The following is an 18902-nucleotide window of genomic DNA, read 5'->3' as shown; positions in this document are numbered from 1 at the left end:
CGCCGAGATTCGCCGAAAATGCCGAGAGTCGCCGTTCCGCCAGGTCAACTGGGCAAAAACGGCGACTCTCGGCGTCTGCGAGCGGCGTCCGGTACGGGCGTTAGCGCGAGAGCAGCAGCGCCTCACCCTGGCCGCCGCCGCCGCAGAGGGCGACGGCGGCCTTACCGGTGCCGCGCCGGGCCAGCTCAAGCGCCGCGTGCAGCGCGAGGCGGCCGCCCGAGGCCCCGATCGGATGCCCGAGGGCGATCGCGCCGCCGTGGATGTTGACCTGCTCGGGGGAGAGGCCGAGCTCCCGGGTCGATTCGAGCGACACCGCGGCGAAGGCCTCATTGATCTCGACCAGGTCGAGCTCGTTGGCCGCCCAGCCCTGGCGCTCCAACGCGCGGTGGATCGCGTTCGCCGGCTGTGAGTGCAGCGAGTTGTCGGGTCCGGCGACCTGGCCGGAGGACTCCACCACCGCCAGCCAGCTGAGCTCATTGTCGTCGGCGAAGCGGCGGCTGCACAGCACGAGGGCGCTGGCACCGTCGCTCAGCGGCGACGAGTTGCCGGCCGTGACGGTGCCGTCCTCGGTGAAGGCCGGGCGCAGCCGGCCCAGCGTCTGCGTGGTGCTGTCGCCGCGCACACCCTCGTCCGTGGCGACCAGGAGCGGCTCGCCCTTCCGCTGCGGAACGCTGATCGGGGTGATCTCGTCGTCGAAGACGCCGTTCTCGACGGCGGCGGCGGCGCGCTGATGCGAGGCGGCCGCGATGGCATCCTGGTCCGCCCGAAGCAGGCCGAGCCGCCCGTTGACATGCTCGGTGGAAAGGCCCATAGAGAGGCCGTCGAAAGCATCCGTCAGCCCGTCGCTGGCGGCGTGGTCAAGCATGGTGACGCTGCCGTAGGCCCAGCCCGTGCGCGAGCCGGGCAGCAGGTGCGGGGCGTTCGACATCGATTCCTGGCCGCCGGCCACGACGACATCCGCTTCACCGAGACGGATGATCCGGGCCGCGTCGATCACGGCGGCCAACCCCGAGAGGCACACCTTGTTCAGTGTCATTGCCGGAACGTTCCACGGGATGCCGGCGCCGATCGCGCTCTGCCGGGCCGGGTTCTGGCCGGAGCCGGCCTGCAGGACCTGGCCCATAAGCACGAACTGCACCTGATCGGGTGTCACGCCGGCGCGGGCGAGCGCCCCGGTGATGGCAGCGGTTCCCAGCTGCACGGCGGTGAGGCCTGAGAGCTGCCCGTTCACCCGACCCTGCGGTGTGCGCGAGCCCGCGAGGATGACGACGTCGCTGCTGTTCACGGCACTGTGGTTCATAGCGGATCTCCTTCAGAAGACCGATCGGGCCGAGGGCCGATCGGGTAGGGGTGGCGATGCGTTCCGGCGGTGGCCCCGACCGTCGGGAGTCATCCGGCATCCGTTCAGATTTCGCCCGGTCTCGCCGCGTAAGCTGTCGCCGTGGCTGCAATCAACCTGGGAATGCCCAAAGTACCTGAAGTTCTCGCTCCGCGTCGCAAGACGCGTCAGATCAAGGTCGGCAAGGTACTCGTCGGCGGCGACGCGCGCGTGAGCGTGCAGTCGATGACGACGACACCGACCACGAACATCAACGCGACCCTGCAGCAGATTGCCGAGCTGACGGCATCCGGCTGCGACATCGTGCGCGTCGCCGTGCCCAGCCGCGACGACGCCGAGGTGCTGCCGATCATCGCGATGAAGAGCCAGATCCCGGTCATCGCCGACATCCACTTCCAGCCGAGCTACGTGTTCGCCGCGATCGACGCCGGCTGTGCCGCCGTGCGCGTCAACCCGGGAAACATCCGCAAGTTCGACGACCAGGTCGGCAAGATCGCCGCCGCGGCCAAAGCAGCCGGCGTCTCCCTCCGCATCGGCGTCAACGCCGGCTCGCTCGAGCCGAGCCTGCTGCAGAAGTACGGCAAGGCCACCCCGGAGGCGCTCGTCGAGAGCGCCGTCTGGGAAGCCAGCCTGTTCGAGGAACACGACTTCCACGACTTCAAGATCTCCGTCAAGCACAACGACCCGGTGATCATGGTCAAGGCCTACCGGCTGCTCGCCGAACGCGGCGACTGGCCCCTGCACCTCGGCGTCACCGAGGCCGGACCGTCGTTCCAAGGCACCATCAAGAGCGCCACGGCGTTCGGTATCCTGCTCGGCGAAGGCATCGGTGACACCATCCGGGTGTCGCTGAGCGCGCCCCCGGCCGAGGAGATCAAGGTGGGCCTGCAGATCCTGCAGTCGCTGAACCTGCGCGAGCGCAAGCTGGAGATCGTGTCCTGCCCGAGTTGCGGTCGCGCCCAAGTCGACGTGTACAAGCTCGCCAACGACGTCACCGACGGCCTCGAGGGCATGACCGTGCCGCTCCGGGTTGCCGTGATGGGTTGTGTCGTTAACGGACCGGGCGAGGCCCGCGACGCCGACCTCGGCGTGGCGTCGGGTAACGGCAAGGGCCAGATCTTTGTGCGCGGCGAGGTCATCAAGACCGTGCCGGAGTCGGAGATCGTCGCGACCCTGATCGAGGAGGCCAACCGGATGGCCGCCGAGATGCCGCCGAGCGAAGACTCCCTCGGCGCCCCCGTCGTGACGGTCGGCTCCAACTAGTCGAGATCCAACGAGTCCAGCGAGTCCCATTCGCTGGGTCGCGTCGCGTCGCGTCCGGGAGATCAGATCTCAGGCGCCGCGTGCATGACGTTCATCACAGGTGGAGCACCGTACCAGCGTTGAACCAATTCGACGGAGATTTTCACGTAGTGGGGACTTTTCGCGGGCTCTAGGGCCGATTCCGGCAGAATCTCCGTCGAATTCGTTCGGGAGAGGGAAACTGCCGGGGCTCTGATGGGAAGGACTCGTCGGCCGGAACGTGCGGTCATTCGGCGTCGCGGTGCGTCGCTGGGCCAGCCGCGCACACTCGTCATGGGCATCCGTTGTCACGTAAACGCGGGAATTTTTGAGACACACCGGTTTTGGCGCCGTATTGTGCGGCGTGTTGCGAAAATCTCCGAGGTTAGCGACCGGCCGCAACGGATGCCCGGGGCGGGGGCCTCCGCACGTCGGGTCGCCAGGTCTCGGCGAGCGCGACCGCCGCTGGCGCGACCGCCGCTGGTGCGACCGCCGCTGGCGGCACCTCGGTCAAGACGGTTCGCGGCGCGGGTTGTGGAATCCGGCGGACCGCGGAACAGGTGCCGGCGTCCACCGGGTGCGCCGCGACGTCTGTCCGCGCGCCGTAAAGTGGGTGAGTGCCTATTCGTATGTCCAACTACTTCCTCCGTACCCTCCGCGAAGACCCCTCGGACGCCGAGGTCACCAGCCACCGCCTGCTGGTGCGCGCCGGCTACATCCGCCGCCAAGCCCCCGGAATCTTCGCGTGGCTGCCGATCGGTCTGCGCGTCAAGGCCAAGATCGAGACGATCGTGCGCGAGGAGATGGCCGCGGCCGGCGCCTTCGAGGTGCACTTCCCGGCCCTGCTGCCGCGGGAACCCTACGAGATCACGGGCCGCTGGGACGAATACGGCGACGGCCTCTTCCGGCTCACGGACCGCAAGGGCAGCGACTTGCTCCTCGCCCCCACCCACGAAGAGGTCTTCACACTCCTCGTGAAGGACCTCTACAGTTCCTACAAGGACCTGCCCCTGTCGATCTTCCAGATCCAGGACAAGTACCGCGACGAGGCCCGGTCCCGCGGCGGGCTGCTGCGCGGCCGCGAATTCACGATGAAGGATGCCTACTCCTTCGACTACACGGATGCCGGCCTCGACACGAGCTACCAGGCTCAGCGCGACGCCTACGAGCGCATCTTCACCCGGCTCGGCCTCGAGTACGTCATCGTTCAGGCGGATGCCGGCGCAATGGGCGGCTCCAAGAGCGAAGAGTTCCTGCACCCGACCCCGGTCGGCGAAGACACCTTCGTACGCTCGGCCGGCGGCTACGCGGCCAACATCGAGGCGTTCCGCACGGTCGTCCCGCCATCGATCGACTGGGCTGGCTTCCCCGCCGCCGAGGTCTTCGACACCCCGGGCACCCCCACCATCCAGACCCTGGTCGACCGGGCCAACAGCGATCATCCGCGTCCCGACGGCCGCGTCTGGACTGCCGCGGACACCCTCAAGAACGTCGTCCTCGCGCTCATCCAACCCGACGGCACCCGTGAACTCCTCGTGATCGGCCTCCCCGGCGACCGCGAGGTGGACCTCAAGCGCGTCGAGGTGGCCGTCACCCCCGCCGAGGTCGAGGCCGCGAACGAAACGGACTTTGCCAAGTTCCCCGGGCTGGTCAAGGGCTACATCGGACCCTGGAGCGCGAACGGAGCGGTGTTCGGTGAGAAGTCGACCACCGGCATCCGTTTTCTGGTTGACCCGCGCGTCGTGGAGGGCACCGAGTGGATCACGGGCGCGAACGAGCCCGACCGCCACGTCTTCGGTCTCGTCGCCGGCCGGGATTTCGCGCTGGGCGGCACCATCGAGGCCGCCGAGGTTCGCGTCGGCGATCCCGCGCCCGACGGCTCCGGCCCGGTGGAGCTGGCCCGCGGCATGGAGATCGGCCACGTTTTCCAACTCGGCCGAAAGTACGCTGAGGCGCTGGGCCTGAAGGTTCTCGACGAGAAGGGCAAGCTCGTCACGGTCACGATGGGTTCCTACGGCATCGGCGTCACCCGCATCCTCGCCACCATCGCCGAACTCAACAACGACCCGAAGGGGCTGATCTGGCCCGAGACGGTTGCGCCGTTCGACGTGCACGTGATCGCCACCGGCCGGGACGATGTCGTCTTCGAGACTGCCGAAACCGTTGTCGCCATGCTGGAGAGCATCCAGCGCGACGTGCTCTACGACGACCGCCGCAAGGTGTCGCCGGGCGTCAAGTTCGGCGACGCGGAACTGATCGGCATCCCCGTCATCGTCATCGTGGGCCGTGGCGCCGCCGACGGCATCGTGGAACTCTGGGACCGTCGCACCGGTGGGCGCACCCAGGTGGCCATTGCCGAACTGGCCGCCAGCTTCGCCTGAGCGCCCGGCCCGGCTGAAGGTTCAGAGGCGGGCGAGCCGCGCCTGGGCGAAGCAGTACACGCCATAAGCGATCACTCCGGCGCCGACCAGCACCAGGATCGCCACCCCGAACGGCAGCGCCACGAGTGATTTCAGCGCACCGTCCATGCCGGTGGCCTTCTCCGGGTCGAGCGTGAAAGCCGCCACGGTGAAGAGGATGCCCACGGCGGCCAGCGCGATGCCCTCCGCTATGTAGCCCACGGTTCCGAGGATGACGACCACCGTGCCGGCCGGGCCACCGGGCACCGTGATGCTCTCGGTGAAGCCATGGCTGGCGCCGCGGTGAACGAAGACGCCGCCGATCACGACCACGGCCAGGCCGGCGACGAAGAGCAGCACGACGCCCCCGGGAATCGACAGCAGTCTCGCGGTCGAGTCGCTGGCTGTTTCCGACGAGCTTGCCGAGGCTCCGCGGGCGAACGTGAACGCCGTCCCCGCGATGAACAGGAAGACGACACCCTTGCCGATCAGGACGGCGCGGTGGGCCCACTTGCGTTTCGGATCTTGGGCGGGTTCAAGGAACACCTGTACCAGATACCAGAGGCCGAGCGAGGCCAGGCCGAGAACCACCGTCCAGAGCACGAACACGCCGCCGGGGGTTTGGGCCAGCTGCCCGAGCGCGCCAGACTGGTCTGCCGACTCGCCACCGGCGCCCGTTGCCACGCTGATTGCGATGGCGCCGATCATGATGTGAAGCAGGCCGTTCACCGCATAACCGGCGCGGGCCAGAAGTTGGAAGGTGCGGCTGCCCTCGACGGTGCGTGCAGCGTGGTGAGCGTTGTCGGATACGGAATCGGCGGCCATCCGCCCAGCGTAGCGCCGCGCTCGGGCCGAGGGGAAGGCAGTTTCGGCGCGGGACGGGCCTGGGTCGGGTGACGGGCGTCCGGGGATTCGGCTAATCTAGGACGAGCCCGCTGCGCAGTTTCGCGGCGGCAAGATCTGAATAGAGGAGGCCGGCCATGGACATCGACCTCAGCGTGTTGCGGCAGTTGGAGCGCGAGAAAGAGATTCCCTTCGAGGAACTCGTGCGGATCATTGAGCAAGCAATTCTGACGGCCTACGTGAAGCACACCCAGCAGGGTGAAGTCTCCACGAAGCAGGTCGTCGAGGAAGAGCCGGAAGCGCGCGTCGTCCTCGACCGCAAGACCGGCCACGTCGACATTTTTGTGCCCGAACACGACGAAGAGGGCAACGTCGTCGGCGAAGCCGTCGACAACCCCACCGACTTCGGTCGCATCGCGGCCTTCGCGGCCAAGCAGGTCATCAACCAGCGTCTGCGCGACCTGGCCGATGACGCTGTGCTCGGTGAATTCAAGGGCCGCGAGGGTGAGATCGTCGCCGGGATCATCCAGCAGGGTCCGAACCCGCGCATGATCCACGTCGACTTGGGCACGATCGAGGCGATCCTGCCGCCCGAAGAGCAGGTGCCGAGCGAGAGCTACGTGCACGGACAGCGCATTCGCGTCTATGTAACTGCCGTCGGCAAGGGCCTCAAAGGCCCGCAGATCACGGTGTCCCGCACGCACCCTTCGCTGGTGCGTCGCCTCTTCGCCCTCGAGGTGCCGGAGATCGCCAGCGGCGTCGTCGAAATCGTCTCGCTTGCCCGTGAGGCCGGTCACCGCACCAAAATGGCCGTTCGCGCCACGGAGCCCGGCGTCAATGCCAAGGGCGCCTGCATCGGCGAACTCGGCCAGCGCGTGCGCGCCGTCACCGTGGAGCTCAACAACGAGAAGATCGACATCGTCGACTACTCGCCAGACCTGGCCACCTTCGTCGCCAGCGCACTGTCGCCGGCCAAGGTCACCAGTTCCTACGTGATCGACGAATCGATCAAGGCCGTCCGAGCCCTCGTTCCCGACTACCAGCTGTCGCTGGCGATCGGCAAGGAAGGTCAGAATGCGCGCCTCGCGGCCAAGCTCACGGGTGCGAAAATCGACATTCAGCCGGACAGCATTCTGGAGGACACGGAATAGGGGGTACGATGAATTCCGTTAGAACGTGCATTGGATGCCGTTTGCGCGCTCCGCGATCCTCACTTCTGAGGGTTGTAGCCCGAGAATCGGAACTCGTGGTGGATGAAACCGCCACTCTGCCTGGGCGAGGCGCGTGGCTGCATCCCACTACCGCGTGCTTCCAGGACGCACAGCGGCGACACGCTTTCGGGCGTGCCCTTCGCGTGACCAGTTCAATGGACGCGAATCAACTAGAGAACAGGCTGAACAGGCTTATGGATAACTAATGAGCGGCTCGAAATGAGACCCGTCCGTTACTAACGGTCTGCCCCTTTCCGGGTGCAGACCCGGAACAGGAGAATTGTGGCTGCGAAACCACGCGTACACGAGATCGCTAGCGAGCTCGGCGTCGACAGCAAGGTTGCCCTTGCTAAATTGAAAGAGATGGGCGAGTTCGTCAAGGGCCCGTCCAGTAGCGTTGAACCCCCGGTAGCGCGCCGTCTGCGCGCCGCCCTGGCGGCCGATGGCTCCAGCACCGCGGCTCCCGCCGCCACTGCCACAGCTCCAGCCGGCGCCACCCCCATCGCCGCGACAACCCCCGCAAAGCCGGGCGGCGCACGTCCGTCCCCGGCCAAGTTGGCCGTCAAGCCGGGTGTACGTCCCGTCGTCGAGGTCCCCGCAGCGGTTGCTCCCACCGCGGACGCCCCGCCGATGCCGACTGCCCCGCTCACAGTCGCCGAGCGTCAGGCTCAGGCTGCCGAGAAGGCTGCGGCTGCCGCGAAGGCTGCGGCTGCCGCGATCGTCACCGAGACCGTGTCCGCGACGGATGCCCCGGTCGCCAGGACCGCGGGTGGCGCCTCGGGCGCAGCCAAGCCCGGTGCGTCCGTGCCGAAGCCGCCCGCGGCTCGTCCGGGCAACAATCCGTTCGCCAGCAACCAGGGCATGGGCAAGACCCCGAGTCCGCGTCCCGGCAACAACCCGTTTGCGAGCGCGCAGGGCATGGGTCAGCGCCCGCCGTCCACGTCTTCGCCCAGTAACATTCCGCGCCCCGCGGCCCCGCGCCCCGGTGCACCTCGTCCGGGTGGACCCGGGCAGGCCCCGCGCCCGACTGGTTTCGGTCAGCGTCCGGGTGCGTTCCAGCGTCCCGGTGGCGCTCCGGGTGGTGCCGGCGGCGCACGCCCCGGCTTCCAGCGTCCTGGTGGCGCCCCGGCCGGGGCCCCCGGCTTCGGCCCGCCCCGTCCTGCCGGTGGTGGCGGCGCCGGAGGTCGCGGTCGCGGCCCCGGCGGCGGAACCGCTGGTGCGTTCGGTCGCGGTGGCGGCAAGAACAAGGCCCGCAAGTCCAAGCGGACGAAGAGAGCAGAGTTTGAGCTGCGCGAGGCTCCGTCGCTGGGTGGCGTGAGCGTACCCCGCGGCGACGGCGGAACCGTGGTGCGTCTGCGCCGCGGTGCGTCCATCACGGACTTCGCCGACAAGATCGACGCGAGCCCCGGAAACCTGGTCACGGTCCTGTTCCACCTCGGTGAGATGGCCACGGCAACCGAGTCGCTCGACGAGGCCACGTTCGACGTTCTCGGCTCCGAGCTCGGTTACAAGATTCAGATGGTCTCTCCGGACGACGAAGACCGCGAGCTGCTGCTCGCCTTCGACATCGACATCGACCAGGAGCTGGAAGACGAGACGGATGACGAGCTTGTCGCCCGTCCCCCCGTCGTCACCGTCATGGGTCACGTCGACCACGGCAAGACTGCGCTCCTGGACGCCATTCGTAACGCGAAGGTAGCCGCGGGCGAAGCCGGCGGAATCACGCAGCACATCGGTGCCTACCAGGTCATCACCGAACACGAGGGCATTGAACGCGCCATCACCTTCATCGACACACCGGGCCATGAGGCGTTCACCGCCATGCGTGCCCGTGGTGCCCAGGTGACGGACATTGCGATCCTCGTGGTCGCGGCGGACGACGGCATCATGCCGCAGACGATTGAGGCGCTCAACCACGCCCAGGCCGCCAACGTGCCGATCGTGGTTGCAGTCAACAAGATCGACAAGCCCGGCGCCAACCCGCAGAAAGTGCGCCAGCAGCTCACCGAGTTCGGTCTCGTCGCCGAAGAATACGGTGGAGACGTCATGTTCGTCGACGTGTCGGCGAAGCAGGGCACCGGCATCCAGGAAGTCCTGAACGCCGTGCTCCTCACCGCTGACGCCGGTCTCGACATGCGGGCCAACCCGGACAAGGACGCTCGCGGCGTGGCCATCGAGGCTCGCCTCGACAAGGGGCGTGGCGCCGTGGCGACCGTGCTCATCCAGTCGGGAACACTGAACGTCGGGGACTCCATCGTGGCGGGAACGGCCTACGGCCGCGTTCGTGCGATGGCAGACGAGAACGGCGTGCCCGTGCTCGCCGCAACCCCGTCCCGTGCCGTCCAGGTTCAGGGCCTCTCCAGCGTGCCGCGTGCAGGCGACACCTTCCTGGTGATTCAGGAAGACCGCACGGCTCGTCAGATCGCCGAGAAGCGCGAAGCCGCCGAGCGCAACGCCCTGCTGGCCAAGGCCCGCAAGCGGATCAGCCTCGAAGACTTCACCCGTGCACTCGAAGAGGGCAAGGTCGAATCACTCAACCTCATCATCAAGGGTGACGTTTCCGGTGCTGTTGAAGCCCTGGAAGAGTCGCTGCTCAAGATCGAGGTCGACGATTCGGTTCAGCTGCGCATCATCCACCGCGGAGTCGGTGCGGTCACGGAAAGCGACGTCAACCTCGCCACCGTCGACAACGCCATCATCATCGGCTTCAACGTGCGCCCCGACACGAAGGCACGCGAACGCGCAGCCCGGGAAGGCGTGGATGTGCGCTTTTACTCGGTCATCTACAACGCACTCGAGGACATCGAGAACTCCCTCAAGGGAATGCTCAAGCCCGAGTTCGAAGAGGTGCAGAGTGGTGTCGCCGAGATCCGCGAGGTGTTCAGCTCCTCCAAGTTCGGAAACGTCGCCGGCGTCATCGTACGGTCGGGCGTCATCACGAGAAACGCCAAGGCGCGGGTAATCCGCAATGGTGTCGTCGTGGGAGACAACCTGGGCATCGAGTCACTGCGCCGGTTCAAGGACGATGTCACCGAGGTCCGTACGGACTTCGAGTGTGGTATCGGCCTGGGCAAGTTCAACGACATCCAGATCGGTGACGAAATCGAGACGATCGAAATGAAGGAAAAGCCGCGGGTCTAAGGACGTACGGATGATGGGTGTGGGTTTCGCTGGGTTCCTGAACTCGGACGCGGCGGGGCCCGCACCTTCGGTAATATTTCGACAATAGGAGTTAGACCATGGCAGATCCGGCACGCGCCAGGAAAATGGCCGACCGCATCAAGGTCATCGTGGCCAAGCGCATCGAACGCGGACTCCGCGATCCGAGGCTCGGTTTCGTGACCATCACCGACGTGAAGGTGACCGGTGACCTGCAGCACGCCTCGGTGTTCTACACGGTCTACGGTTCGGCAGAGGAACGAGCCGACAGCGCGACAGCGCTCAAGGCGGCTACCGGCATGCTGAGAAGCGAGGTCGGTAAGAACATCACCGCCCGGCTGACGCCGTCGCTCGAATTCATCGCGGACGCCATCCCGGAGAACGCGGCCCTGATCGACGACCTGCTGCGTGAGGCGCGCGAGCGCGACACGCAGGTCGAGGAGCAGGCTCGCACGGCGAAGTATGCCGGCGACGAGGACCCCTACGTCAAGGCGCGCGAATACGACGACGGCGACGACGAAGACGAAGGCGACGACGAGGAAGACGACGAGGTGCAGCCCGGGGGCGGCCAACACGCCGAAGTTCCCGCCGAAGTTCCCGCCGGGTCGGATTTGCAGAAGTAAGGAAGCAACACCTGCCGGTCAGTGACCGGCCGCCCGTGCCGGCCCGCATCATCCGTCAGCGGTGTGCGGGCCGGTTCGGCTTTTCTCGCGCCCGAAGGGGCTTATTCCTGCGGCAGGGTGTACTCGCCGGGTGCGGTGGCAATGGCGAGGCCGTCGGACAGCAAGCCCGCCAAAGCCCGGTCACGCTGGGGTGAGTCGGCCCACAGGTCGGTGATCTCGGCATCCGTCACCGGGTGCCGGGTGGCGCGAAGCTCGGCCATGATCAAGCCGCGCACCTTTCGGTCGCTGCCCTCGAACTTCTTCTGCACGGCTTTGCGCGGGCCGGAATAGGGCGGGTAGTCCGCCAGGCGCCAGGCGCAGGCGGCGCGGATGGGGCAGTCATCGCACCGGGGGATCCTGGCGGTGCAGACCACGGCGCCCAGCTCCATCATGCCGGCGTTGAATACGGCGGCGTCGCTCACGGGAAGTGGGAGCAGCGCGCTCATGGCGTCAAGGTCGCGGGTGCGGCTGGGTGGGGCCGGTTCGGCCTGGCCGGCCACGGCGCGCGCGATGACGCGCCGGGTGTTGGTGTCGACGACCGGATGCCGCAGGCCGTAAGCGAACGCGGCGACCGCCCTGGCCGTGTAGTCGCCGATCCCGCTGAGGGCCAGCAAGGCGTCGACGTCGGCGGGGACCACCCCATCGTGCCGCTCGGTGATCTCCACCGCGGCCGCGTGGAGCCACAGAGCGCGGCGAGGGTAACCCAGGTTTGCCCAGGCCCGCACCGCCTCGCCGGGCGGGACCGCCGCGAGGTCCCCCGGGGTCGGCCAGCGCTCGAGCCACTCCGCGAGGCGGGGAATCACCCGGTTCACCGGGGTCTGCTGCAGCATGAACTCGCTCACCAGCACGCCCCAGGCGCCGAAGCCGTGCCGGCGCCAGGGCAGGTCGCGAGCATTGCCCCGGAACCAGGCGTTGATGGCGAGGCTGAGGGCAGGGGAGCCGGCTGCAGGAGCAAGCGTGAGCGTGGCATTCACCGTTCTAACCTAGGCTCGAAAGATGAAGCTTGCCTCCACTCCCCGGATCGAGTTCCTGCGGGAACTCGCGACCGAAATCCTTGGCGTCTACGGTCTCGGTCGCACGGTCGTCGCCATCGACGGCACGGATGTCGCGGAGCGCGCCGCTTTCGCCGACGACCTGGCCGCCGTGTTCGATGAGCGGGAGCATCCGGTGTTCTCAGCCTCCCTGCGCGATTTCCGGCGGTCGCGGGCGGAGCAGGAGCGCTTCGGCCCGGAATCTCCCGAGCGGCTGCTGCGCCACCTGTACGACTTCTCGCTGCTGCGGCGCGTGCTGCTCGACCCGTTCCGGCTGGGTGGCAGCACCGGTTTCGTCACCCGAGCGTTCGACGCCGACCGGGATGCCTGGATCCAGCCCACCTGGCTGACCGGGCCGTCCGACGCCACGCTGATTCTCGACGGCGAGTACCTGAACCGCAAGGAGTTGCGCGACCTGTGGTCGTACAGCGTTCTGGTGGAGACCGAGGCGGACGCGGTGCGCTTCGGACCAGGCGGTGCCGAGGATACCGGCATGGTCACCGAGCACGAGGTCGCCGACCGGCTGTACCGCGGCGAGGTGCGTCCGCGCAGCCGGGCCACGGCCATCGTCGACGTGAGCAACCCGGCCGACCCGCGCCGTGTGTTCCTCGACAGCTGCTGATCGGGGTCTTGGGTCACGGGTCGTGACGGTCATCGGCGGAGCGCCGCGAACCGCTCGAGCACGTCGTACGGGGCCAGCGACACCCCGCGTGCCTCAACCTCGTGCACGAGAGTTGTCAGCAGCTCGTTCACGGGCGCCCGCACGCCGGCCAGGGCGGCTTCCCGCACCACCGCGCCGTTGAGAAAGTCGACCTCGGTGAGCTGCCCGCGCTTCAGGCTCTGCTGCGTCGAACCCAGGTTCGGCACGTCGCCCATGCGGGCCTTCAGCCTCAGCGGCAGCACCTGGCCGAGGGCCGGCGGCAGCCGCGAGAAGGCTCTCAACGGCCGGTCGCCGAGCCCCTGCAGGCTGCCGTAACGCACCCCGCGCTTCATCCCCACCTCCACGGTCTCGCGCATGCTCTCGGTCATCACGCGGCGCAGCCCGGCGTGGTCGATGACATTCTGAACGCTCATCCCGGTGATCGCGGGTAGTGCGTTGAGCATGTTGACGACGAGTTTGGTCCACTGGGCACCGACGAAGTTGTCGAGGGCGACGGTGGGCACGGCGCCGGCGAGCACGTCCCGCCAGGCGAGCGTGGCGGCATCCGCGGCGCCGGTTCCCCGGCCCAGATAGGTGGGCGCGGCGGTTGTGATCGTCACCTGGCCGGGTGCCGCGTAATTCGCCGCGATGATCGACAGGGCGCCGAAGCAGTCCGAGCGGGGCAGCAGAGAGCCCGCCGTGAGCACCCCGTCGAGGCCGTTCTGCACGACGATCACGGGGGAGCCGTCGAGCACCCGGGCGTTCTCGCCGATGGCCGCAGCCGCATCCTGGGCCTTGGTGCAGACGAGCGTCAGCTGCGGGGTCCGGGCCAGACGTTCGAGCGCGAGCGGATGCTGGCGTACGGTTCCGAAGGCCCCGGTCAGTGAAATCCCCTCGGCCCGGATGGCCGCCAGCGCCGGTCCGCGCGCCGTCACGGTCACCGTATGACCGGCCCGGGCGAGCAGGGTCGCGAACGTGCCGCCGAGGGCGCCGGCTCCGATCACCGCAATATTCATCCCCCCAGCCTAGGTCGCGCCCGATGGGTCAGCGCCGGACCGGGGCCGGATACCATGTCAAGAATGAACGAAGCATCCGGCGGGCCAGCCAGCGAACCGATAGTCGAACGGACGCCCGGGCAGCGGTCGATGAAGGTCGGCACCACCGTCAGCGGACTCCTCCTGGTCGACAAGCCCCAGGGCTGGACCAGCCACGACGCCGTCGCCCGCACCCGCCGCCTGGCCGGCACCCGCAAGGTCGGCCATGCCGGCACGCTGGACCCGATGGCCACCGGCCTGCTGATCCTCGGAATCAACAGTTCCACCCGCCTGCTGACGTACGTCGTCGGCCTCGACAAGGAATACCTGGCAACAATTCGACTGGGTACGTCGACGACGACCGACGACGCCGAGGGTGAAGAGCTGGCGCGGGCATCCGTCGACGCCGTGGCCGCCGTCACGCCGAAAGCCGTCGCGGCCGGAATCGGCGCCCTCACCGGCGCCATCACGCAGCAGCCCAGCTCCGTCAGCGCCATCAAGATCGACGGCAAGCGCGCCTACGCCCGGGTGCGCGCCGGCGAGGAGGTGGACCTGCCGGCCCGCCCCGTCACCGTGAGCGCGTTCGAGTTGCTCTCCCTGACCCCGGGCGACGGCTTCCTCGACCTCGAGGTGCGGGTGGAGTGCTCCTCCGGCACGTACATCCGGGCGCTGGCCCGCGACCTCGGCGCCGCCCTCGATGTCGGCGGCCACCTCACCAGCTTGCGCCGAACCCGGATCGGCCCGTTCGGCATCGACATGGCCCAGCCGCTCGCCGAACTCGACGTCGCTGCCGGACTGATCGGCCCGACGGATGCCGCCACGCGCATCCTGGGACGCCTCGACCTGACAGAGCAGCAGGCCATCGACCTCGGACACGGCAAGCGCATCGCGGTGGACGGCGCAGTCGGCACCGACGCCGAAGCCGGCACGGCGGTTCCGGTCGGCCCGGTGGCCGCGGTCGCGCCGGACGGCCGGCTGGTCGGCCTGGTCGAGTACCGCGGCGACCACGCCAAGTCCCTGCTCAACTTCCCGCCGGATCAGTTCGCCGATGCCGCGCAAACCGTGGCAGCCCCGAAGGCCACCGCATGATCGAGTGGTTCATGTGGCTCCAGTTGGCCGTGGCCACCCTCGCCGGCCTACTCTGCATCGCCCTCGGCCTGGCCGGGCGCAAACCCAGCGACCTCACCATGGGTGCCACCGCGCTCGTGGAGCTACTGCTGATCGTGCAACTCGTCGTCGCGATCGTCGCCCCGCTCACGGGCAACACCGCGACCGGCAGCCTGCTCGAGTTCTACACCTACCTGATCAGCGCAATTCTCGTGCCCGTGGCCGCCGCAGCCTGGGCGCTGATCGAACGTAGCCGCTGGAGCACGGTCATCTTGGGCGTCGCCGGGCTGGGCGTCGCCGTGATGGTCTACCGCATGTGGCAGATCTGGACCGTCCAGGGCCTGTGAGATTCAGGGCCAAGAAGTCCGGCGCCCGTGAAATCAGATCCACGGATGCTGCGATAATTAGGAAGCCATGACCGCAGAGCAGAGCAACGCCGCAGGGACGCCCGCCGAGAGCGCTCGGTCGACCCCGGTGACCGGCATCGGGCGCGTGCTGATCGCCGTCTACGGCCTCCTCGCGCTCGCCGCCACGGGCCGCTCCTTCGTGCAGATCGCCTCCAAATTCGCCGAGGCACCGTTGTCCTACTCATTGTCCGCGCTGGCCGCGGTCGTCTACATCGTCGCCACGGTGGCCCTGATCAGGAGCGGCGGACGCTGGCGCCGCGTGGCCTGGATCACGATCGGCTTCGAGTTCGCCGGCGTGCTGGTGGTCGGCACCCTCAGCCTCGTCGACCCGGCCCTGTTTCCGCACGACTCGGTCTGGTCGTTGTACGGCCGCGGCTACCTCTTCATCCCGCTCGTGCTGCCGGTCCTGGGCATGTGGTGGCTGTCCCGGAGCGGTAAGGTGCGCGAGTGAAGGTGCTGCGCGGCGTCGCCGATATCCCGGCCGACTGGCCGGCCTCCGCGGTCAGCATCGGCAAGTTCGATGGCGTGCACGCGGGGCACCGCGCGGTCATCGCCGAGTTGCAGGCACTCGCCGACAGCGACGGACTGGCCTCCGTGGTGGTGACCTTCGACCGGCATCCGCTCGCCGTGCTTGCCCCCCAGGAGTGCCCACAGACCCTGATCAGCACCGAACAGAAGCTTGCCTTGCTCGCCGAGACCGGCGTGCGCGCCACCCTTCTGCTCGAGTTCACCGCGGCGTTGGCCGCTCTTTCGCCCGAGGATTTCATTGAGAGCATCGTGGTGCAGGGGCTTCACGCGCGCACCGTGCTGGTCGGCCGCGACTTCCGGTTCGGCGCTCGCGGCGCCGGCGATGTGCACCTATTGCAGGAGCTGGGGGACCGGTTCGGGTTCACCGTGCGCCTGATCGACGACGTGAAACCAGACCGGATGCGCCGGGTCTCGTCGACCTGGATCCGCGAGCTGCTCTCCCGCGGCGAGGTCGGCGCGGCCACCACCCTGCTCGGGCACAACCCGACCGTGCGCGGGGAGGTCGTGCACGGCGCGAAGCGAGGACGCGAACTCGGCTTTCCCACGGCCAACCTGTCACCGGCGTCCGAGGGGCTGATCCCCGCGGACGGGGTCTACGCGGGCTGGCTGACGGATGCCGGTATCCGCTACCCGGCGGCCATCTCGGTGGGCAACAACCCCACCTTCGACGGTGTGGCGCAGAAGCAGGTCGAGGCCTTTGTGCTCGACCAGGACATCGACCTGTACGACCATGTAGTGGAGGTGTCCTTCGTCGAACGTATCCGCGGCATGGTCGCGTTCACCGGAATCGAACCGTTGATCGTGCAGATGCACGATGACGTGGAAAAGGTCCGCGGCATCCTGGCCTGACGCGGGCATCCTGGCCGGACCGGGCATCTCGCTGTTGAGAGTCGGCTACTTGGTCGGGCCGCTGCTTGTCGGGCTGCTGCTTTTCGGGCTGCTGCACCAGCTGGCCGGCGGCTGGACCTGGCCGCTCGCCTTCCTGATCGGCGCCGCCCTGGCCGCTACGCTCGGCGGCGCCGTGCTGTCCTGCCCGCCCAGTGTCCTGCTGCCTGCCTAGCGCCCTGCTGCCCGCCCAGTGCCCCGCGCGGCCTCACAAATTCGACGGAGATTCTGGCAAAAAACCGGGTGAGACCGGTCTCAATGCCGGTTGAGAGCAAAATCTCCGTCGAATTGGTTCAGGGGCGGGCGGGCAGGCGGGCGAAGGGCGCGCGGGCGCGGGAGTGGGTGACTCAGGCGACCAGATCGGCGCGGTGGATGAGCGCCGCGGCGCCGATCAGTGGGCCGTCGCCGGAGAGAGCGGATGCGACGACGCGCACCCGGGTCGCGAAGGAGAACACCGTGCGCTCGGCGACGGCCGCTCGCACGTAGTCGAACAGGTCCGGCGTGACGTGTGAGAAGCCGCCGCCGATCGCCACCACGTCGAGGTCCACGAGATTCGTCGCGGAGGCGATCGCCTGGCCGATGGCCTGGCCGCAGCGCTTGACCGCACTGATCGCGATCGGGTCTCCCGCGGCGTATGCGGCCGAGAGGTCTTCGCCGGTGAGGCCCGACCAGCCCTCGGCGCGCGCCCAGGCCACGGTGCGCGGTCCGGATGCGACGGCCTCGAGGCATCCGGTGCCGCCGCAGGCGCAGGCGTCGTCGAACCCGCCGACTTCGATGTGACCGATGTGCCCGGCGTTGCCGGTCGGCCCGGAAACGGTGGACCCACCCAGGATCAGGCCGCCGCCGATGCCGGTGGACACGACCATGCCCATCAGGCTGTCGGCGCCCCTCCCGGCGCCGAGCCAGTGCTCGGCGAGCGTGATGCAGAGGCCGTCCAGGCGCAGGCGCACGGGCGCCTCGGGCACGAGGGCCGCGACACAATCCCGTAAGGGGTAATCCCGCCAGGCCGGCAGATTCAACGGAGAGACTGTGCCCGTGTCCACGGTGATCGGTCCGGCGGTGCCGATGCCGACGCCGAGGAGGGCGTCTCCGGCCGGCAGGCTCGCTCGGGCGCGGGTGACAACGGTCCGTACACTGTCCGCGAGTTCCTCGGCGGTTTTGACCGGGCCGGTGGGGGCGCGGTGCCGGCTGGCGGCGAGCACGACCCCCTGCTCGTCGACGAGTGCGGCTTCAACCTTGGTGCCGCCGAGGTCGACGGCGAGAGCGTAGCTGGTGGGCATGACATCAGCCTAGGGCGTGCAGAGTTGCAGGGTCGATGCTCGAATGCGCAGATGAGCAACATGACCAACAGGCGTTGATCGGGGGAGACCGGCGACTTAGGCTGGACCCGAACGGAACGGAGCACCATGACGGACACCGACGAACTCTTATCCATTCGCGCGGCCGAGCTCTACTATGAGGAAAACAAGACGCAGGACGAAATCGGCACCGTTCTCCGCCTCACCCGCTGGAAGGTGGGCCGGCTCCTCGCCCAGGCCAAGGCCAGTGGCTTCATCCGCATCGAAATCGTTCACCCGCGCGCCCGTCGTCTCTCCATCGAACGCCGGCTGCGCGAGACCACGCAGCTGACGGATGCCATCGTCGTCTCCTCTGCCGGCGTCTCCACTGACGAGGAACTCCAGTCCCGCACCGCCCAAGCTGCCGCCGACTACCTCACGGGCCTCCGCCCGGTGCCGCGAACGCTCGGCATCAGCTGGGGCCGCACCCTGCACGAGGTGTCGCTGCACCTGGCCCAGGGCTGGGCCAGCGGCGTCAACGTCGTGCAGATCAACGGCGGAGTCAGCCTCAACCGGCGCGCCGGCACCGCAGCCGCGACGGCCGTCACCATTGCTCACAAGGCCTCGGGGGCGGCGACACTGCTGCCGAGCCCAGCCATCCTCGAGCGCCTCGACACCAAGACCGCGATCGAAGCCGACCGCTCCGTCGCCGCCGTGCTGAACCTCGGCGCCGCGGCATCCGCCTACCTGTTCAGCGCCGGCCAGGCCGACCAAAACTCGGCTCTCGTCGACAGCGGCTACCTCACCGCAGAACAGGTCGCCGAGCTCGTACGCAAGGGCGCGGTCGGCGACATCGTCGGCCGGTACATCGACAGCAACGGCAACATCGTCGACCCGGAACTCAACGGCCGGACCGTCGGCATCCAGCTCGAAGCGCTGCGTCACGCGAAGACCGCCATCGCCGTGATCACCGGCGGCTCCAAACACTCCATCGCCCGCGCCGTCGTCGGCAGCGGCCTGTGCACAGTGCTCGTCACCGACGAAGACACCGCACTCGCCATCCTCGGCGAAAACGCATGACCGCACCCCGACCGCAAGG

At 68.3% G+C, this 18902-nt stretch carries 18 protein-coding genes; 13 read left to right on the top strand and 5 right to left on the bottom strand.

The window, feature by feature from the left end:
* Positions 1–100: 100 nt before the first annotated feature.
* On the bottom strand, positions 101–1300 hold the full coding sequence (locus CXY79_RS06205; protein ID WP_104100269.1) for an acetyl-CoA C-acetyltransferase: 1200 nt from the start codon (positions 1298–1300) through the stop codon (positions 101–103).
* A 141-nt stretch (positions 1301–1441) separates the two neighbouring features.
* Between CXY79_RS06205 and ispG the strand changes: the two genes are divergently transcribed.
* Entirely contained in the window at positions 1442–2602 is a 1161-nt protein-coding gene (ispG, locus tag CXY79_RS06200; protein ID WP_174720143.1) for a flavodoxin-dependent (E)-4-hydroxy-3-methylbut-2-enyl-diphosphate synthase, read from the top strand.
* A gap of 647 nt (positions 2603–3249) precedes the next feature.
* Positions 3250–5001, top strand: coding sequence for a proline--tRNA ligase (locus CXY79_RS06195; RefSeq protein WP_104100268.1), 1752 nt, complete (start codon positions 3250–3252; stop codon positions 4999–5001).
* A gap of 21 nt (positions 5002–5022) precedes the next feature.
* Here CXY79_RS06195 and CXY79_RS06190 read toward each other — a convergent pair whose 3' ends face one another.
* Positions 5023–5844 (bottom strand): DUF1206 domain-containing protein, encoded by an 822-nt coding sequence (locus tag CXY79_RS06190; protein WP_104100267.1) that lies wholly within the window; start codon positions 5842–5844, stop codon positions 5023–5025.
* Positions 5845–5999: 155 nt separating this feature from the next.
* On the opposite strand from CXY79_RS06190, the gene nusA reads away from it, so the two are divergent.
* The 4 genes from nusA to rbfA all read left to right on the top strand — a co-directional run bounded on the left by nusA (position 6000) and on the right by rbfA (position 10855).
* Positions 6000–7013 (top strand): transcription termination factor NusA, encoded by a 1014-nt coding sequence (nusA, locus tag CXY79_RS06185; protein WP_104100266.1) that lies wholly within the window; start codon positions 6000–6002, stop codon positions 7011–7013.
* An 8-nt stretch (positions 7014–7021) separates the two neighbouring features.
* Positions 7022–7279 (top strand): YlxR family protein, encoded by a 258-nt coding sequence (locus tag CXY79_RS06180; protein ID WP_104100265.1) that lies wholly within the window; start codon positions 7022–7024, stop codon positions 7277–7279.
* 76 nt (positions 7280–7355) lie between these two features.
* Positions 7356–10214 (top strand): translation initiation factor IF-2, encoded by a 2859-nt coding sequence (gene infB / locus CXY79_RS06175; RefSeq protein WP_104100264.1) that lies wholly within the window; start codon positions 7356–7358, stop codon positions 10212–10214.
* A 98-nt stretch (positions 10215–10312) separates the two neighbouring features.
* A complete protein-coding gene (gene rbfA / locus CXY79_RS06170; RefSeq protein WP_104100263.1) occupies positions 10313–10855 on the top strand; it encodes a 30S ribosome-binding factor RbfA in 543 nt (180 codons plus the stop codon).
* Between the two features lie 101 nt (positions 10856–10956).
* On the opposite strand, the gene CXY79_RS06165 is transcribed toward rbfA, so the two are convergent.
* Entirely contained in the window at positions 10957–11811 is an 855-nt protein-coding gene (locus CXY79_RS06165) for an A/G-specific adenine glycosylase (protein ID WP_166784823.1), read from the bottom strand.
* Positions 11812–11890: 79 nt separating this feature from the next.
* Between CXY79_RS06165 and CXY79_RS06160 the strand changes: the two genes are divergently transcribed.
* A complete protein-coding gene (locus CXY79_RS06160) occupies positions 11891–12547 on the top strand; it encodes a hypothetical protein (RefSeq protein WP_104100262.1) in 657 nt (218 codons plus the stop codon).
* Positions 12548–12576: 29 nt separating this feature from the next.
* Here CXY79_RS06160 and CXY79_RS06155 read toward each other — a convergent pair whose 3' ends face one another.
* Positions 12577–13581, bottom strand: coding sequence for a ketopantoate reductase family protein (locus CXY79_RS06155; protein ID WP_104100261.1), 1005 nt, complete (start codon positions 13579–13581; stop codon positions 12577–12579).
* A 129-nt stretch (positions 13582–13710) separates the two neighbouring features.
* Here CXY79_RS06155 and truB point away from each other — a divergent pair, with 129 nt between their 5' ends.
* The 5 genes from truB (at position 13711) to CXY79_RS06130 (ending at position 16701) form a co-directional block, all read left to right on the top strand.
* Positions 13711–14688 (top strand): tRNA pseudouridine(55) synthase TruB, encoded by a 978-nt coding sequence (gene truB / locus CXY79_RS06150; RefSeq protein WP_104100260.1) that lies wholly within the window; start codon positions 13711–13713, stop codon positions 14686–14688.
* Positions 14685–15053 carry a hypothetical protein gene (locus CXY79_RS06145; protein WP_104100259.1) on the top strand — a complete coding sequence of 123 codons (369 nt, stop codon included), beginning with the start codon at positions 14685–14687 and terminating at the stop codon, positions 15051–15053. The genes truB and CXY79_RS06145 overlap by 4 nt, the downstream gene beginning before the upstream one ends.
* A gap of 67 nt (positions 15054–15120) precedes the next feature.
* Positions 15121–15564 carry a hypothetical protein gene (locus tag CXY79_RS06140; protein ID WP_104100258.1) on the top strand — a complete coding sequence of 148 codons (444 nt, stop codon included), beginning with the start codon at positions 15121–15123 and terminating at the stop codon, positions 15562–15564.
* Positions 15561–16490 carry a bifunctional riboflavin kinase/FAD synthetase gene (locus CXY79_RS06135; protein ID WP_104100257.1) on the top strand — a complete coding sequence of 310 codons (930 nt, stop codon included), beginning with the start codon at positions 15561–15563 and terminating at the stop codon, positions 16488–16490. The genes CXY79_RS06140 and CXY79_RS06135 overlap by 4 nt, the downstream gene beginning before the upstream one ends.
* Positions 16456–16701 carry a hypothetical protein gene (locus CXY79_RS06130; protein WP_104100256.1) on the top strand — a complete coding sequence of 82 codons (246 nt, stop codon included), beginning with the start codon at positions 16456–16458 and terminating at the stop codon, positions 16699–16701. Before CXY79_RS06135 ends, CXY79_RS06130 begins: the two co-directional genes overlap by 35 nt.
* A 172-nt stretch (positions 16702–16873) precedes the next feature.
* On the opposite strand, the gene CXY79_RS06125 is transcribed toward CXY79_RS06130, so the two are convergent.
* Positions 16874–17806, bottom strand: a complete 933-nt coding sequence (locus CXY79_RS06125) for an ROK family protein (protein ID WP_104100255.1) — start codon at positions 17804–17806, stop codon at positions 16874–16876.
* A gap of 126 nt (positions 17807–17932) precedes the next feature.
* Here CXY79_RS06125 and CXY79_RS06120 point away from each other — a divergent pair, with 126 nt between their 5' ends.
* Positions 17933–18883, top strand: a complete 951-nt coding sequence (locus CXY79_RS06120; protein ID WP_104100254.1) for a sugar-binding transcriptional regulator — start codon at positions 17933–17935, stop codon at positions 18881–18883.
* Positions 18884–18902: the final 19 nt, after the last annotated feature.

Origin of the sequence: Cryobacterium sp. M96 (assembly GCF_002929845.1) — a bacterium.
GTDB classification, from domain to species: domain Bacteria; phylum Actinomycetota; class Actinomycetes; order Actinomycetales; family Microbacteriaceae; genus Cryobacterium; species Cryobacterium sandaracinum.
Note: the sequence above shows the minus strand (reverse complement) of the source record. Positions and strands in the feature narration are given on the sequence as shown.

Coding starts and splice junctions, on each gene's coding strand:
- truB (WP_104100260.1), top strand. CDS start 13,711: ATGAAGGTCGGCACCACCGTCAGCGGACTCCTCCTGGTCGACAAGCCC.
- CXY79_RS06190 (WP_104100267.1), bottom strand. CDS start 5,844: ATGGCCGCCGATTCCGTATCCGACAACGCTCACCACGCTGCACGCACC.
- CXY79_RS06205 (WP_104100269.1), bottom strand. CDS start 1,300: ATGAACCACAGTGCCGTGAACAGCAGCGACGTCGTCATCCTCGCGGGC.
- nusA (WP_104100266.1), top strand. CDS start 6,000: ATGGACATCGACCTCAGCGTGTTGCGGCAGTTGGAGCGCGAGAAAGAG.
- CXY79_RS06120 (WP_104100254.1), top strand. CDS start 17,933: ATGACGGACACCGACGAACTCTTATCCATTCGCGCGGCCGAGCTCTAC.
- CXY79_RS06140 (WP_104100258.1), top strand. CDS start 15,121: ATGACCGCAGAGCAGAGCAACGCCGCAGGGACGCCCGCCGAGAGCGCT.
- CXY79_RS06125 (WP_104100255.1), bottom strand. CDS start 17,806: ATGCCCACCAGCTACGCTCTCGCCGTCGACCTCGGCGGCACCAAGGTT.
- rbfA (WP_104100263.1), top strand. CDS start 10,313: ATGGCAGATCCGGCACGCGCCAGGAAAATGGCCGACCGCATCAAGGTC.
- CXY79_RS06145 (WP_104100259.1), top strand. CDS start 14,685: ATGATCGAGTGGTTCATGTGGCTCCAGTTGGCCGTGGCCACCCTCGCC.
- CXY79_RS06130 (WP_104100256.1), top strand. CDS start 16,456: ATGACGTGGAAAAGGTCCGCGGCATCCTGGCCTGACGCGGGCATCCTG.
- CXY79_RS06155 (WP_104100261.1), bottom strand. CDS start 13,581: ATGAATATTGCGGTGATCGGAGCCGGCGCCCTCGGCGGCACGTTCGCG.
- CXY79_RS06160 (WP_104100262.1), top strand. CDS start 11,891: ATGAAGCTTGCCTCCACTCCCCGGATCGAGTTCCTGCGGGAACTCGCG.
- CXY79_RS06180 (WP_104100265.1), top strand. CDS start 7,022: ATGAATTCCGTTAGAACGTGCATTGGATGCCGTTTGCGCGCTCCGCGA.
- CXY79_RS06195 (WP_104100268.1), top strand. CDS start 3,250: ATGTCCAACTACTTCCTCCGTACCCTCCGCGAAGACCCCTCGGACGCC.